Genomic DNA, 15,056 nt, shown 5'->3' with positions numbered 1-15,056 from the left:
GATTCTTTAGTTACTATAATTAAAATCGGCTTGTAATGTTGCCATGGAGCTACCACCTACAAATAGTTGAAAGTCTCCCGGTTCTGCTTCCCATATTTTTCTTGCCGAATAGAACTCGATTGTTTTTTCGTCAATAGTAAACGTGATGGTCTTGGTCTGTCCGGCTTTTATTTCTGTCAGTTCAAATCCTTTCAATTCTCTAACAGGTCGTGTAGCACTTGCAATCAAATCTCTGATATATAGTTGCACGACTTCTTTTCCGTCAACTGCACTGTTGTTTTTTACCTCAACAGAAACTTTTATTCTTCCGTTTTTGCTTAAAGTCTTCGAGTCCAATTTCAGGTTAGAATATTCAAATTTTGAATAACTTAATCCATATCCAAAAGGATATAGTGGCGTGTTTTCAATATCAGTATAATGCGACCAGAATACGCTTTCCGGATTATCTGTAGATGGCCTTCCTGTGTTTTTGTAATTGTAATAGATAGGAAGCTGACCTACATTTCTAGGGAAAGTCATTGGCAGTTTGCCGCTAGGATTGTAATCTCCATACAATACCTGAGCTATGGCATGGCCGCTTTGTGTTCCCAAATGCCAGGCTTCAACAATGGCAGGAATATTTTTTGCAGCCCATGGAATAGCAAGCGGACGCCCGTTTTGCAATACGAGCACAATATTTGGATTGGCTTTGTAAACCGCTTCAAGCAATTCTTGCTGTACGCCCGGAAGCGTAATATCGCTTCGGCTTCGTCCTTCACCACTCTGCAAACCGTGTTCACCCAATACCATAATTACAACATCAGCTTGTTTTGCAGCAGCTATGGCTTTGTCGAAACCGCTTTTGTCAGTCGTATTTATTTTTGTTTCCAGCATGAATCTCGGTTGGCCTAGGGCTACATCAGCTCCTTTTTCATAAACAAGCTGATTGCCTTTGTAATTTGCCATTCCTTCCAAGAAAGAAACAGCCGTATTATCATCGGCACCAATTCTCCAACTTCCTAACGGACTGGTTTTGTCGTCAGCCAATGCTCCAATAACAGCGATTTTCTGTCCTTGTTTTTTTAAAGGAAGCAGGCTGTTTTCATTTTTTAGGAGCACGATTGATTTTTTCGCCATATCTAAAACGCCATCGTGGAATTCTTTTTTCCCGGTATATTCTTTTTCCCGATTTTCATCGCAATATTTATAAGGATTGTCGAAAAGTCCCAATTCAAATTTTACCTTTAAGATTCTTCGAACGGCATCGTCGATTTTGTCTTCAGAAACTTTGCCTTCTCTTACCAGATCTGCCAAATGGCTCACATAACCGTAAGACTCCATATCCATGTCAGAACCGGCATTAGCGGCTTTCATGGCAGCATCTTTAAGGTCTTTTGCATAACCGTGAGGAATCATTTCGCCAAGCGAACCCCAGTCTGAAACAATAAAGCCATCAAACTTCCAGTCTCTTTTGAGAAGATCTCTCTGCAAGTATGTATTTCCTGTGGCAGGAATTCCTTCCAACTCGTTAAACGAATTCATAAAAGTGAGCACACCAGCATCGATGGTTGCCTTAAAAGGAGGTAGGATGATATTGTGCAACGTATTATCGCTGATGTCAACCGTATTGTAATCACGGCCGGATTCTGAAAAACCATATCCTGCAAAGTGTTTTGTACAAGCAGCCAATCGGAACTCATTCAGTTTATCGCCTTGAAATCCTTTGACACGGGCAATTGCAATCTGACTTCCCAGATAAGGATCTTCACCGGCACCTTCCATAACACGACCCCAACGGGCATCTCTGGAAATGTCAACCATAGGAGCAAAAGTCCAGTTTAATCCTGCAACGGCCGATTCTGCAGCAGCAATTTCAGCTGATTTTTTCATGGCTTCCAAATCCCATGAAGCTGCTTCTGCCAACGGAATAGGGCTAATGGTTTTATAACCATGAACGACATCAAAGCCAAAAATTAACGGAATACCCAAACGGGTTTCTTCCACAGCAATTTTCTGCAATGCCTTTACATCCTTAACACCACGCACGTTGAGCATTGAGCCTACGAGTCCTTTTTTTAGGTTTTCGTATTTTTTAGCGGCTTGTCCGTCTTTAGGAACCGGTCCCGTAACATCCCAAAAGCCATTGTATTGGTTCATCTGACCTACTTTTTCTTCCAAAGTCATCAGTTTCAACACAGAATCTACTTTCCGGTCTATGGGAAGCCTGTTTCTTTCTGAAAAATTATGTTGTTTGGAGCTGCTGCATCCCATAGCCAAAAGCACGGCTGCGGCAAATCCGTATCGTATTGTTTTATATTTCATTTTATTGGTCTCGAAATTTTATGATAGGCAATAATCAAGAAGGCTAGTAAGACTAACCTTCCTGATTAAAAGCGCAAGAGTTGGATTATTGGTAGACTCTTACGTAATCGACTTCCATAGCAGATTGTGTAAATGCAGGGTCGACAGTTCCGCCAAAAGTTCCTCCCATAGCAACATTCAGAATTAAGAAGAAGTTGCTATTGAATGGGGTAGAAGCTGAGTTTACAAATGAATGGAAAGCCGGTTGGTTGTCAATATAGAATTTAATTGACGTTGGACTCCATATCACTTTATATACGTGAAATTCCGATGATACATTGCTGGCCGTAGTGGTTCCGGTGTCGGCATTTCCACCTGAACGTCCCGGATAATGCAACGTTCCGTGTAAGGTGTTTGGGAAATTGCCTTTGTGTTCCATAATATCAATTTCTCCGCAAGCTGGCCAAGGATTGGTAGCATAGTTTTCACCAAGCGCCCATATAGCAGGCCATGTTCCTCCGCCTGACGGAAGTTTGGCTCTTACCTCAACTTTGCCGTATTTGAACTCAAATTTATTTTCTGTAACCAATCGGGCAGAAGTATAGTTTGAACCAGAGAAGTTTTCCGCTTTAGCAGTGATTTTTAATACACCATTTTGTACAACTGCATTGTCTAGTCTGTCGGTATAGTGTTGCAATTCGCTATTGCCCCAACCGCCGGCACCAAGATTGTACGACCATTTAGTAGGGTCAGGAGCACCATCAACTTCAAATTCGTCATTCCATACCATATTGGTATAATCAGGGTCGTTTCCGCCACCTTGAACCGGTGGTTGGTTGCTGAAAGTATGATACCATGCCAAGGCAGGATTACCGCCCATAACGGCTCTTACTACCAGTTTGCTTTCAGTAAGTTCCATGATTTCATAAGTGCTTTGTCCAATGTAATACCCCATAAATCCGTTATCAGAGAAAGTCATAGCCGTACCACGTTTTTTATCGGCTGGTACTAATGATTCACTAGGACTTAAGGCAACTGTTTTGACACCGCTGGTATTGTAATTCAGACAAAGGTCAGAACTTCCGGAACCGCCTCCTACGCCTAAGAATGAAGAATTAAAGAATGTTTTTCCTCCATTATTTAATTCATATTTCAAAACACCGTTTTCAACGAAGAAACGAAGTTCGTTATCATACAGGCAGCTACTATCCGGAGATCCTGCTTTTTCAAAAGGAGCCGCAGAATAATAGTTAGGATAGAAGTTTTTAGTAACATCTCCGTCATTTTGCCCAACACCCAAATGGCCAGGTACGGCTGCAGCCCAATACCATTTTTTGGAGCTTCCGCTTGTCAGAAGCGTGATAGCTTCCGGATCAGAGAAATTGCTGAATACGGTAACTTCAAACGAAGTATTACTTGCTGTTCCTCCTTTTCCGAGGGCAACTACGGTAACCGTATAGGTGTTCACTCCATTTCGGGTAAAGGTTTTTGTGTATACGCCTCCCGGTGCATTTTGGTTAGTTCCGTCACTGAAAAGGTATTTAAAACTAACGGCATTATCTGCAGTAGCTTTTAATATGACTTTTCCGGAACCGTCGCCATCAGGATGAGCTGCATCCTTGCCTACGATTTCATAGGTCAGTTCTATGTTTTTTGGAGCATCAAGACTGCCAAAAGTTTTGTCGTCATCCTGGCAACCGTTGACTATAAATAGCAATAGGGCTAATTTTCCGATATTTTTTAGTATGTTTTTCATCCCTTTTAATTTGAAAGTTTGACATCGTCAAAGTAGTAGGTTGCTCCGGTACCATTAGTTCCGAAATCAAAGAAGAGCACTACATTCTGATAGGCATTGTTGTTATTGATTCCTGAGAAATCATAAGTCAGTTCTTCCCAACCGTTAGCCACCGTTGTGGTGACAGGACGTTCAATGTTGATACTTGTGTTTGCTGAATTTTCGAGTTTCAACAAAACTGGAATTCCGGCTTGTGGTGACCATACTTTGATTTTTATCTTATGATAGACTGAAAAGTCGATTGGCTCTGTAAGTGTCAATGCTGTTCCAGCCCAAACTTCTGAACCTGCATTTTTGACAACACGGGCCACATTTGCCGTAGTGTTTATTCCTGATACGTTAGGATTAGCGACTTTTGTTGCAAAAGCACCTCCAAAATCGCCAAAACCATAATTGATTGTCGGAGATTCGAATGTCAATGGGAAGATTTTAGGTTCATCGCCATTTGTCAGGTAGATGTCGTCAAAATAATAACTGGCTCCGTTTCCTGGATTTCCAAAATCAAAGAAAAGAATGACTTTTGAATAGGATTGTGAAGTGTTGACTCCTGAAAAATCATAAGTTAGATATTGCCATGCGTTAGCGACAGTGGTTATCTGATCTACTTCATGGAAGATTCCTGCATCTGTAAGGTTTTCAATCTTTAATTTTACGACAGCACCTACTTGTGGCGACCATACTTTGATTCTGAATTTGTTTAAAGTTGAAAAGTTAATTGGACTGTCCAGTACCATAGTGGTTCCTCCCCAAGTGTCTGCTCCGTTGTTCTTTACTGTTCTTCCTACTTTTGAGCTCAGGTTGATTCCTGAAATATCAGGGTTGTTCACTTTGCTGGTTGTAACGTTTCCGAAATCGCTAAAAGAATAGTTTAGCGCAGCATTTTCAAAAGTTAGCGGCAATAGGATAGGGTTAGATATCACCACATTTTCTGTATGTGTTGTTGTTGCAACTCCACCGCTATAGGCTACGACTTTTACGGTATATGTACCTGTATTGCTGTAAGTATGTGTTACAGCCGGATCACCCTGCATGAACTGTATAGGTTCTTGTTGCGGATCTTCCCCGAAAGTGACTTCAAAGAAAGTTTCATAATCAGCAGCAGCCGTGACACCTATTGAAAAAGAATCTCCAACAACCGGAGTGATTGATACATCCAGATTTTCCGGAGCTCTGAAGGCAACCGTCAAAGGAAGTTCAACTTCGCTTGTTAGTCCGTTGATGGCTGTTGCAACGATTTTTACGCTGTATTGGCCTTCTGCATAGGTATGGTCTACTGTTGCTCCAACGCTTACTTCTGCTGGTTCTGTGGTAGTATCGCCAAAATAGACATCATATTTGACCAGTCCTTCTCCTCTTGGGGCGATGGTAACCAATCCGGAGTTGTCCTGCGTAATGGTAAACAAAGCGGAAAGATTAGTAGGGGCAGGTGCATTTGTAACAGAATCAAGGCTCGTATCGTCGCCAGAACATCCTATGAGGATTGTCAGCAACACTAAGCTTATTATTGATTTGAATTTTTTCATATATCTTAAATTTTAATATCCAGGATTTTGCTGCCAGTTTCCGGCTGAAAATTGAATTTCTTCGAGAGGAATAGGGAACAGTTCGTTTCTATCAGCGGTAAAACCGTCGATTTCGATAGCTGCTCTTCCGGTTCTTACCAAGTCAAAAAAGCGGTGTCCTTCTCCCATAAGTTCTCTTCTTCTTTCTTGCCAGATTAAAGAAGTAAGCGTTGTTCCGGTTCCGTTGATGTCATGATTGGTATCTCCAAAAGCGCGTCTTCTTACCTGATTAAGGTAGAATCTTGCTTTTGTATCATCAATTCCGCCTCTGTTAAAAGCTTCGGCTGCCATCAATAACACATCGGCATAACGAATAGCTCTGTAATTGTTCGGGTTGGTCAGGTTCAAATCCCCTGCAGCACCGCTACTTCGGGTTCTTGGGATGTATTTTTTGTTGAAATATCCTGTATGCTTGTAACCTACACCATAAGTGGCACCTGTTGCAGCAGCCCAGGCAGCGATGTCTAAAATGGCAACATCTTTTCTTAGGTCGCCTGCTTCGTAAATATCAACAGTTGCCTGTGTAGGTACATTAAAGCTGTATCCCGATGAAAATCTAGGTCCGGAATAGTTTCTTGGCCCGTTGAATCCAACAGCTACGTTTCCTTCACTACATTGAAGACACTCGAACCCTGCACCTTCAACATCAGTATACTGCACTTCAAAAACTGATTCGGCACCGTTTTCCTGTGCTTCTTCAAAAATAGTGTCGTAGTTTGTGATTAAGGAATAACCTCCGGTTACCGTAATTAAATTTTCCAGCGTTTGCGCCGCCAAATCAAATTTATCTTGGTATAGGTATACTTTTCCTAACAAAGCTTGCGCTGCGCCTTTTGTAACACGCCCTACTTGTGGAGCTGTTGGGTTTAAATCGGCAATAGCCAAAATCAGGTCGTTTTCGATGGAAGCATATACTTCTGCCTTAGACGATCTTGGAATAGTTTTTTCATCACCCAGTTTAAATCTTGCATCATGTTTCAAAGGAATACCTCCAAACCATTTTACCAATTCAAATTGGAAGTAGGCTCTAAGGAAACGTGCTTCTGCAATAATTTGAGGTTTGTTTGCAAAATCAGTTTTGTCTTTGAATTCCATGATATAGCTGGCTCTGTTGACCCCGGCAAACATCCAATCCCATACATTTTTTACGTTCGCATTGATGGGCGTGTGGATCATTTCGTCTACCTGTTGGAATCCGATAACATCATTCGCACTTTCTCCACCTGATAAGGTATTGTCAGAAGCAATTTCGCCTAATAATACATTGACATAAGTAGATTGCAATATATCGTAAGTTGCAACCAAAGCATTATAGTATTCTTGTTCGTTATTGAAGTAATTGTCTGCTCCAATGGAATAAGGAATTTCCCTATCTATAAAATCGTCGCCGCAGGAAACGGTTGAGAGGAGCGTTAGCGCCATAAAGGCTGTGATTATATTCTTTTTCATTTTTGTCATCAATTAAAAATTAACATTTACGCCAAACAGATACGTTCTTGGGATTGGATAAAATCCTCTGTCAACGCCACCACCAATAGGATTTCCGTTAGAAGCTCCCGGATCGTAACCCATGTATTTTGTAAAAGTGTAAAGATTGTTTACGCCAGTATAAATTCTTAATCTTGAGATTCCTGCTTTTTCTGTGAATGCAGAATTTATCGTATAACCTAATTGTACGTTTTGAATTCTCAAATAAGAAGCGTCTTCAACAAAATAATCTGAGAATACATTGTTGGCTGTAGCTGCCGTAGTAACTCTAGGAACGCTATTGGTAGAACCTTCACCTGTCCATCTGCCTAATGTATAGTTCATTCTGTTGACATCGTTTTGTGTTCTTTCATAAGCTCTCACCATATCGTTTCCGATGGATGCAAAAGCATAGGCAGTGAAATCAAATCCTTTGTAGTTCAGGTTAATGTTTAGTCCCATGGTCACATCTGGTATAGGACTTCCCAGGTCTGTTCTATCCTTAGCATCGATTACGTTATCACCATTAACATCTACAAAACGCAAATCGCCCGGTTTTGCTTCTGCTCCCAAAGCCAATTGTGATGGATGCGCATCAACTTCGGCCTGGTTTTGGAAAATTCCGTTAGTTTTATAGCCAAAGAAGTATCCCATTTCATGTCCAACTTCCATTCTGGAAGTAGTCGTGCTAGTCCCAAATAGGCCTCCATCTATAAATCCTGTACCGTTTCTTACTCCGGTTACTTCGTTTTTTAGCGTGGTAATATTATAGTTGACATTGACAGAAAAATTATCAGATATTTGCTCTTTATAATTTATTGCAAATTCAAAACCTGAGTTACGGACATCTCCTGCATTTATTACAGGTAACAGTCCTCCCGGCCCTCCAATTCCAGTAATTGCAGAAACTGGAACAGCACCAAGTAGTAGATCTTTTCGGGTATCGATAAAATAATCTGTAGCAATTTCAACTTTGTTGTTGAGTAGGCGAAAATCCAAACCTACGTCAAATTTTTTAGCGTCTTCCCATTTAACGGCAGGGTTAGCCAATAGCCCTATAGCATTTCCATTGACAAGTTGTCCGTTAAAGATGTATGTTCCTTCACCACCCAGTGATGAGATATAAGCGTTTGTCGTAATTTGGTCATTTCCAAGACTACCATAGCTTCCTCTTAATTTCATGAAATTGATGAATTTGGATTCTTTGAAAAAGCTTTCGTCAGAAATTACCCAGCCTGCTGTTACAGAAGGGAAGTAGGCTACACGATTAGAAGGCCCGAATCTGGTAGACATATCCCTGCGAAGCATTGCCGATAATAAATATTTGCCTTTAAAGTCGTATTGGAATCTTCCAAAATAAGATAGCCTTCTTTCGTCATAAGTGTAGGAACCGGCTGCTTTTCTGTCAACATAACCTGTTGTTAGTGAAATATCGGCAAATTCCCATGAGTTGTTCGGTACGTCGAATCCTGTTGCATTCAGACCGTTTCCATATTCTTTATATACGGTAGTACCTAAGGTTAAACCAAAGTTATGATTTTCTGCCACTGTCTTTTTATAAGCTGCATACAAGTCAAAAGTATATCTGTTATCGTTGATAGCACTTTGATCTACGCTGCTTCGTGGGTTATTAAAGACTTTTCCAGGACCGTAATTAACCATCTTATTGAAAGTTTTTCCTTCGCTGTTTGAAGTTTCAAAACCAATACGGCCAGTTACTGTTAAATCTTTAATTACATCATATTCTAGGGCAAAGGAACCGTTTATTCTTTTAAGATTATAGGAATTAAAAGTGTTGTCAATTTGTGCTATCGGATTGATGATTTCAAAACCGATATTACTACCCGGAACATTTACATCACCACTAGGCAATAATGTAGGGTTCCCGTTTTGATCGTAAGGTTTATAGATGGAAGGCGTGTTGAGTGCATTAAATAAAACTGATCCCAAAGCATTTTCACTGAAAGTTCGGGAGCTCGTATACAAATACATCACGTTAGCCTTTGCTCTTAATTTGTCAGTCAAGTCAGCATTTAGAGCCAAACGTGCCGTGTTTCGCAGGAAATTAGACTTATAGCCGCCTACAATACCACCCTGGTCCAAATGTGATCCGCTGATGTTGTAAGTAACCTTATCTGTTCCGCCACTTGCTGATAGGTCATGGCTAATGATTGGCACTCCGGTATCAAAAACCTCGTTCTGCCAATCCGTTCCTTTTCCTAATGCTGAAACATTCGGAAACGGTAATGGGCTGCCTGCATTGGCATAACTTTCGTTCAATAGCAAACCATATTCCGTAGCATTTAATAACGGAAGTTTTCTGCTGGTTTCCTGAGAACCCATATAAGTGTTATAGGAAATTCTTGTTTTTGAGTTTTTCTTTCCTGATTTGGTAGTGATTAAGATAACACCGTTCGCACCAATAGTTCCATAAATGGCTGCTTGTGCATCTTTTAGTACCGTAAGGCTTTCGATATCGTTTGGATTCAGCAATCCGATATCTTGAATAACGTTACCATCTACTATAAAAGTAGGCCTGTTTTCACCATTGGTACCAATACCTCTGATTCGTACATCAAGATTACCACCCGGTCTTCCGGATTGTGTGGTTACATTGACTCCGGAAACAGTTCCTTGTAGAGCCTGTTCGAGCTTTATTGGGCGTAAATCTTCAAGATTTTTGCTGCTTACGATTCCAACAGATCCGGTTACTTCTCTTTTTGATTGGGTTCCGTAACCAATCACTACGACTTCCTCTAGCGATTCTGCATCCGGTTTTAGTGTTACTGTGATTGTTTCGTTTTTAGTTACTTTGAATTCACTTTTGGAGAAGCCAACGTAGCTAAATACTAAAGTAGCACCCGATGGAACGCCGGATATTTGAAAGTTTCCATCTAAATCCGCTATTGTTTGTAGTGTCCCGTTTTTTACGACGACAGTTGCTCCAGGTAGTGGGAGTCCTGTTTGAGCTTCAGTTACCTTACCACTTATTTCATATTCCTGCGAATAACAGAAAGATGAAAGTAAGATGAAAGCAATGAGGAAAAAGTTTGACTTCATATAATTTGTTTTTTGTGATATCTAAAATTAGGAAGTCTTGTATGAGAATATGATAAATAGAACCACAACAAAAAATATACAATTCAAAAAAATATTTTAAAAATTGCATTATCAGCAAAAGAAAGCGAGTATTAACAGTAATTTAAGAGATTTTTAAACTTTTGCTAACATGCTTAATCCTAAGCCGAAAAAACCAATTACAACGTTGTTGTTGTGGTAATGTATAGGTAAATTTTGTGTTTGTTGTGGTTTGTTATATTGAAAGTATATACTCTACAAGCCCATCTTCATGGGATAAATCCATTTTTTTACGCAAACGATATCTTTTTATCTCAACACTTCGTACAGAAATGTTAAGTAATGGAGCTATTTCTTTTGAAGAAAGATTCAATCGGAGGTAAGCACAAAGTCGCAGGTCGTTTGGCGTTAACGAAGGATGCAAGTTTTTTACCTTTTTCAGAAAATCTTTATCGGCATTGTTAAATGCATCCTTGAAAATATTCCAGGTATCTTCTTCGCTGATGTTTTTATTGATGGTTGTAATAACCGATTTGATATTCTTGTTGCCTTCTTCGGAATTTCTTTTCAGGTCATCTTTAATCAGGCTTAACAATTCGTTCTTTTTGATGAGGCTCATCGTTGAAGCTGCCAGTTCACGGTTTTTGCTTTCAAAGTCCTGTTCGAGCTGCTGGTTTTTGATTTTCATCAGTTGCTGTTGGCTTTCCAATTCTTTAATTTCGAGCAGTCGGTTGTTTTCTTCGATTAGCTTTTCTTTTTGCTCGTGATAGTAATTTTTATAGGCACGGTTGATGAAGTAGGCCATCACTATGAAAATGATGATGTAGATAATAACCGCTAATGTAGTCCTATACCAAGGTTTTAAGATAGTAAAGGTGTAAGAGATGGTATTTTCAGACAATTCGCTGCCTATTTTGGCACGTACCTTAAACGTATAATCGCCCGGCGGAAGGTTTTTAAAATTTATAGTTGGCTTATTGCTCCATTCGCTCCATTCTTCCTGATAGTTTTCAAGAAGAAACTGGTATTCGGCATTAATATATTTATTGAATTCGGGAACAGTATAGGAGAAAGTGATATTATTGTTTGCAAATTTAAAATCGGAATGTTCATCCATTAAGGCATGCCTTGGACTTTCGTTGGACTTATTGACCAGAATACCCGACATAAAAACCTTGTATTTGTTGAATTTGAGATCGTCTATATTAATGGTATAATAGCCGTCTGTTGTTCCGATTAAGTAAACAGAATCGGATATTTGGGTAATATTCTCATAACCGAGCATCGAATTGCTAAGTGAAGACGGAATAGGGATAATATTGTGCTTGAGTTGGGTGCTCAATTTTCCATATGAAAAATAATTGATGTAGTTTTTGGTAAAGAACCAAAGCCTGTTGGAATTATCGACCATCAATTTGCCCGATGTGTAACCGTCTTTTTCAAAAACACGGCTCAGAATGGTGTCTTTCTCAAATTTTTTGGTCTTTGGATCCAGTCTGAAGATGCCACTTTTATAAGAATAATAAAGACTTCCGTTAAATTCTGTCAGACCGGCATTTTTTCCTTTGGTTGGATAGGAGTAGGTTATGACTTCATTTGTTTTGCGCAGGTCACGATCCACTTGAAAACGGAAAACGCCCTTGTATTCATGACTGACATATATTTCCAGGTTTTTTGTGATCTCGAAATATTTAGAGGAGTAGTCAAATCCATCTATTTTATTTCTAAACGACCATTGCCCGTTTTTGTTTTCTATGACAGAGACTCCGTAATAATTGCCTTGGATTAGTAAATCTTCTCGGCCCGGTACGTTTTCAAATTTCCAGGTTCCGGAAGTAATAAAAATAGAGGTTGCCTTATTTCCATTGATGATAAATGTACCAGAATCATGGCCGCAAAATAAAGTGCCTTTATAGGAATAGAGTGCCCAGACTTGTCCTTTAGTACCGTCGATGAATTTAAAATCTTCTGCCGAGCCATAATTTTTATAAAACAATCCCTGATTTGTTCCTACATATAGTTTTCCATCATGGAGGATGGAAGTATAGACGGTTCCCAGTATTCCGGTATCGTCAGCAAAAGAACGTACCGGAGAGTTAATATTGATACAGTTGATTCCGTTATCAAGCCCAATCCAGATGTTCCGATCATGATCTTCAAAAATCGAAAGTGCCGTATTATTACTCAATCCTTTGTTTTGGGTAATATGATACAGCATCTTTCCTTCTTTTGAAATGATGAATATACCGTTTGAAACACTGCCTAAAGCAAAGCTTCCGTCAGAAAGTATCTGGCTGCTGTAAATGCTGCTGGCGGAAAAATCAGCGTCAGCTTCTGTATGCCATTTGTCAAATTTAGCATTGGAATAGGTGTAGAACCCGTTGAATTGCGTCTGTAAGAGCAGTCCGCCATTTCTGGAAAAAATGTTGACAATCTTATTTTTTAATAGGATAGGATCATTGGAAATTAGCTTGCCTTGCCCGTTTTCAATTTCAAAAAGCCCTTCGGTATAGGTTTGATAATAGATAGCATCATTAACTTTAAAGGCTCTTGAAATAGCTCCTTTTGGAGAAATAATCTTAAATTTAGATGTTTTGGTATCGTATAAAAATATTTGGTTGAGCGATTGAAAGATAACCCATTGGTCATAATCGATGATATTCCAGATTTGTTCATCATCCAACATTTTGTTTATAATTGGCTTGCTGAGTGAAGTATATTTTAATAAGCCGTTTTTTTGCCTTTCCCAATAACCAAACTCCATATAACATCCTGTATAAATCCTATTGTTGATGGATTTGGCTGACCGGATAATGGTTTCGTTTGGCGATGGATAAAGCGTCCAATTGGCTCCATTGAACTCTAAAAGTCCTTCATTGTTGGCAAAGTAGATAAATTGGTTATCGTCCTGGGTTATCATCCAGTTTTGATTTCCGGCACCATACATATTGGAGGCATATTTTAGGATAGGAGGAAGCTCTTGGGAAAAACTTGATAAATAGCTAAATAGGACTAATATGAGTAGTTTTTTCGACAAAATGTATAGGGATTAGGTTCTTTAAGCATTACGAATATACGATTTGAAATGAAAACTTTGCAAGCGTAATTTTGATGTATTGCCGTTATATCACAATTTTTAGCCAGTTTTTTAGTTATATTTTCAAAACACAACCTATGAGAAAGAATAAGATTTTGATTTGCACGGCTGCCGGAATAGGTTTGCTATTCACATCCTGCAATTCAGATAATGACAGTTTTGAGAGAAGCATTGCTGGAAAATGGAATTACAACAAAACGATAGTTACAACAGGAAATGGCACTCCGGTTGACCAAAGTTATGTAGGTCACGAAAACGGCTGTGAGAAAGACCATGTCGAGTTTAATGAAGGAGGCATTTTCCGAAATGTTTTGATGAACAAAGACCAGAATAATGCTTGTGTTGAAGATGCCAGCCAGTCTACCTGGGCGAAAAACGGAAATACGTTAACGATTGGGACAGATACGTATCAGGTTACAAAATTAAACGGCTCAGAATTGCGGTATGAAAATACGGTAGATGTGAGCGGCGTTCCCGTAAAAGTCGTCAAGGTTTTTACGAAAAACTGATTCCGGATTAATAAAAAAGGCTCCTACATTAGGAGCCTTTTTAATTTAAACTATCTCAGCACTTAGCCCGGCTTCTAACAGCTGGGTACACTGGGGTTTCAATTCGTCTAACGAACCGGTTTTTACAGTACATTTTCCTTTATAATGCACAATGATAGAACATTGTTCAGCTTGCTCGGAAGTATGATTGCAGACCCGTATCAAGGTATCGATTACATGGTCAAAGGTATTCACATCGTCATTATAAAGAATAATTTCATTGTTTAAGGAAGTCAGTTCTTCAACCAGTACTTCTTCTAAAATTTTTTCTTTAGTACTCATATTCAAAATTTTGTCTAATTTACGTATTTCAGGGCTACCCAGTTGTTTTTTTGATGTTTTTTAACATAGGTTAGTCCTTTCTCAGTGCATGAAGCATCAATCACGGGAATGTCTTCTTCATAGAAACCACTCAAGAAAAGTGTACCTCCAGGATTCAGGCAATCTACATATTGCTGCATATCTTCCAATAGTATATTTCGGTTGATATTGGCGATAATTACATCATAATTGCGTCCGGCAAGTAAAGCCGCATCACCTTCGTAAACCGAAATATGATGACAGTCGTTACGTTCTGCATTTTCAATGGAGTTTAAGTAACACCAGTTGTCAATATCTATGGCATCAATAGGTTGAGCGCCTTTCATTTCGGCCAATATGGCTAAAATCGCTGTTCCGCAACCCATGTCAAGCGTTTTCTTTCCTACTACATCCGTTTCAAGCAGGTGTTGTATCATCATGTGTGTCGTTTCATGGTGTCCGGTACCAAAAGACATCTTAGGCTCGATAACAATATCATATTTAGCATCCGTCTTTTCATGAAAAGGAGCACGTACATGGCAGATTCCGTCAACATCAATTGCTTCGAAATTCTTTTCCCATTCTTCATTCCAGTTTACCTGCTCAATTTCTTCTATCGTATAGCTCACGGTAAATTCAGGTGAGGTCAATATGAAAATATCTTCAAGTACATCTTCAGTCCAAAGTGCTTTCTGGATATAAGCTGTAACTCCAAATTCAGTTTCAACGAAACTTTCAAATGGTTTTTCGCCCAATTCGGCTACAAGAATTTCCGAACCCAGTTCTTTTGGTTCTACTTTGAAGTGATATCCCAGATAGGTATTTGCCATAACATTAATTTTTTGCAAAGGTAATATTATCATAACATTCGGCAGTTAAAATTAATATTAAGTTTGCGCTATGATAACGTATGCTTATTTTTATACAAA

The 15,056-nt window shown here is 39.3% G+C and carries 9 protein-coding genes; 1 reads left to right on the top strand and 8 read right to left on the bottom strand.

Going from position 1 to position 15,056, the window contains the following annotated elements; all coding sequences use genetic code 11:
• Positions 1 to 6: 6 nt before the first annotated feature.
• From bglX to FJA49_RS02185, 6 genes are all read right to left on the bottom strand, one after another.
• The gene (gene bglX / locus FJA49_RS02210; RefSeq protein ID WP_139998388.1) at positions 7 to 2,301 is read right to left on the bottom strand and encodes a beta-glucosidase BglX; all 2,295 of its coding nucleotides are present in this window, start codon (positions 2,299 to 2,301) and stop codon (positions 7 to 9) included.
• A gap of 85 nt (positions 2,302 to 2,386) precedes the next feature.
• Positions 2,387 to 4,036: a glycoside hydrolase family 16 protein gene (locus tag FJA49_RS02205; RefSeq protein WP_139998386.1), complete on the bottom strand. Its 1,650-nt coding sequence runs from the start codon at positions 4,034 to 4,036 to the stop codon at positions 2,387 to 2,389.
• 5 nt (positions 4,037 to 4,041) lie between these two features.
• Positions 4,042 to 5,598, bottom strand: coding sequence for a PKD domain-containing protein (locus tag FJA49_RS02200; protein ID WP_139998384.1), 1,557 nt, complete (start codon positions 5,596 to 5,598; stop codon positions 4,042 to 4,044).
• A 12-nt stretch (positions 5,599 to 5,610) separates the two neighbouring features.
• Complete coding sequence (locus FJA49_RS02195) at positions 5,611 to 7,086, bottom strand: RagB/SusD family nutrient uptake outer membrane protein (RefSeq protein ID WP_139998382.1); 1,476 nt, start codon at positions 7,084 to 7,086, stop codon at positions 5,611 to 5,613.
• A gap of 12 nt (positions 7,087 to 7,098) precedes the next feature.
• A complete protein-coding gene (locus tag FJA49_RS02190) occupies positions 7,099 to 10,164 on the bottom strand; it encodes a SusC/RagA family TonB-linked outer membrane protein (RefSeq protein WP_139998380.1) in 3,066 nt (1,021 codons plus the stop codon).
• 253 nt (positions 10,165 to 10,417) lie between these two features.
• A complete protein-coding gene (locus tag FJA49_RS02185; RefSeq protein WP_317131695.1) occupies positions 10,418 to 13,219 on the bottom strand; it encodes a triple tyrosine motif-containing protein in 2,802 nt (933 codons plus the stop codon).
• A 137-nt stretch (positions 13,220 to 13,356) separates the two neighbouring features.
• Between FJA49_RS02185 and FJA49_RS02180 the strand changes: the two genes are divergently transcribed.
• Entirely contained in the window at positions 13,357 to 13,788 is a 432-nt protein-coding gene (locus FJA49_RS02180) for a lipocalin family protein (RefSeq protein WP_139998378.1), read from the top strand.
• Between the two features lie 45 nt (positions 13,789 to 13,833).
• Here FJA49_RS02180 and FJA49_RS02175 read toward each other — a convergent pair whose 3' ends face one another.
• Both FJA49_RS02175 and prmA read right to left on the bottom strand, forming a co-directional pair.
• Positions 13,834 to 14,109, bottom strand: a complete 276-nt coding sequence (locus tag FJA49_RS02175; RefSeq protein WP_056065742.1) for an ATP-dependent Clp protease adaptor ClpS — start codon at positions 14,107 to 14,109, stop codon at positions 13,834 to 13,836.
• A gap of 14 nt (positions 14,110 to 14,123) precedes the next feature.
• Positions 14,124 to 14,957 carry a 50S ribosomal protein L11 methyltransferase gene (prmA, locus tag FJA49_RS02170; RefSeq protein ID WP_139998376.1) on the bottom strand — a complete coding sequence of 278 codons (834 nt, stop codon included), beginning with the start codon at positions 14,955 to 14,957 and terminating at the stop codon, positions 14,124 to 14,126.
• Between the last annotated feature and the right edge of the window lie 99 nt (positions 14,958 to 15,056).

The sequence above is a fragment of the Flavobacterium microcysteis genome (assembly GCF_006385255.1).
Lineage (GTDB): Bacteria > Bacteroidota > Bacteroidia > Flavobacteriales > Flavobacteriaceae > Flavobacterium > Flavobacterium microcysteis.
Note: the sequence above shows the minus strand (reverse complement) of the source record. Positions and strands in the feature narration are given on the sequence as shown.

Excerpts from the sequence above, each read along its gene's own strand:
- FJA49_RS02205 (WP_139998386.1), bottom strand. The coding sequence starts at position 4,036 with ATGAAAAACATACTAAAAAATATCGGAAAATTAGCCCTATTGCTATTT.
- prmA (WP_139998376.1), bottom strand. The coding sequence starts at position 14,957 with ATGGCAAATACCTATCTGGGATATCACTTCAAAGTAGAACCAAAAGAA.
- FJA49_RS02195 (WP_139998382.1), bottom strand. The coding sequence starts at position 7,086 with ATGAAAAAGAATATAATCACAGCCTTTATGGCGCTAACGCTCCTCTCA.
- FJA49_RS02180 (WP_139998378.1), top strand. The coding sequence starts at position 13,357 with ATGAGAAAGAATAAGATTTTGATTTGCACGGCTGCCGGAATAGGTTTG.
- FJA49_RS02175 (WP_056065742.1), bottom strand. The coding sequence starts at position 14,109 with ATGAGTACTAAAGAAAAAATTTTAGAAGAAGTACTGGTTGAAGAACTG.
- FJA49_RS02200 (WP_139998384.1), bottom strand. The coding sequence starts at position 5,598 with ATGAAAAAATTCAAATCAATAATAAGCTTAGTGTTGCTGACAATCCTC.
- FJA49_RS02190 (WP_139998380.1), bottom strand. The coding sequence starts at position 10,164 with ATGAAGTCAAACTTTTTCCTCATTGCTTTCATCTTACTTTCATCTTTC.
- bglX (WP_139998388.1), bottom strand. The coding sequence starts at position 2,301 with ATGAAATATAAAACAATACGATACGGATTTGCCGCAGCCGTGCTTTTG.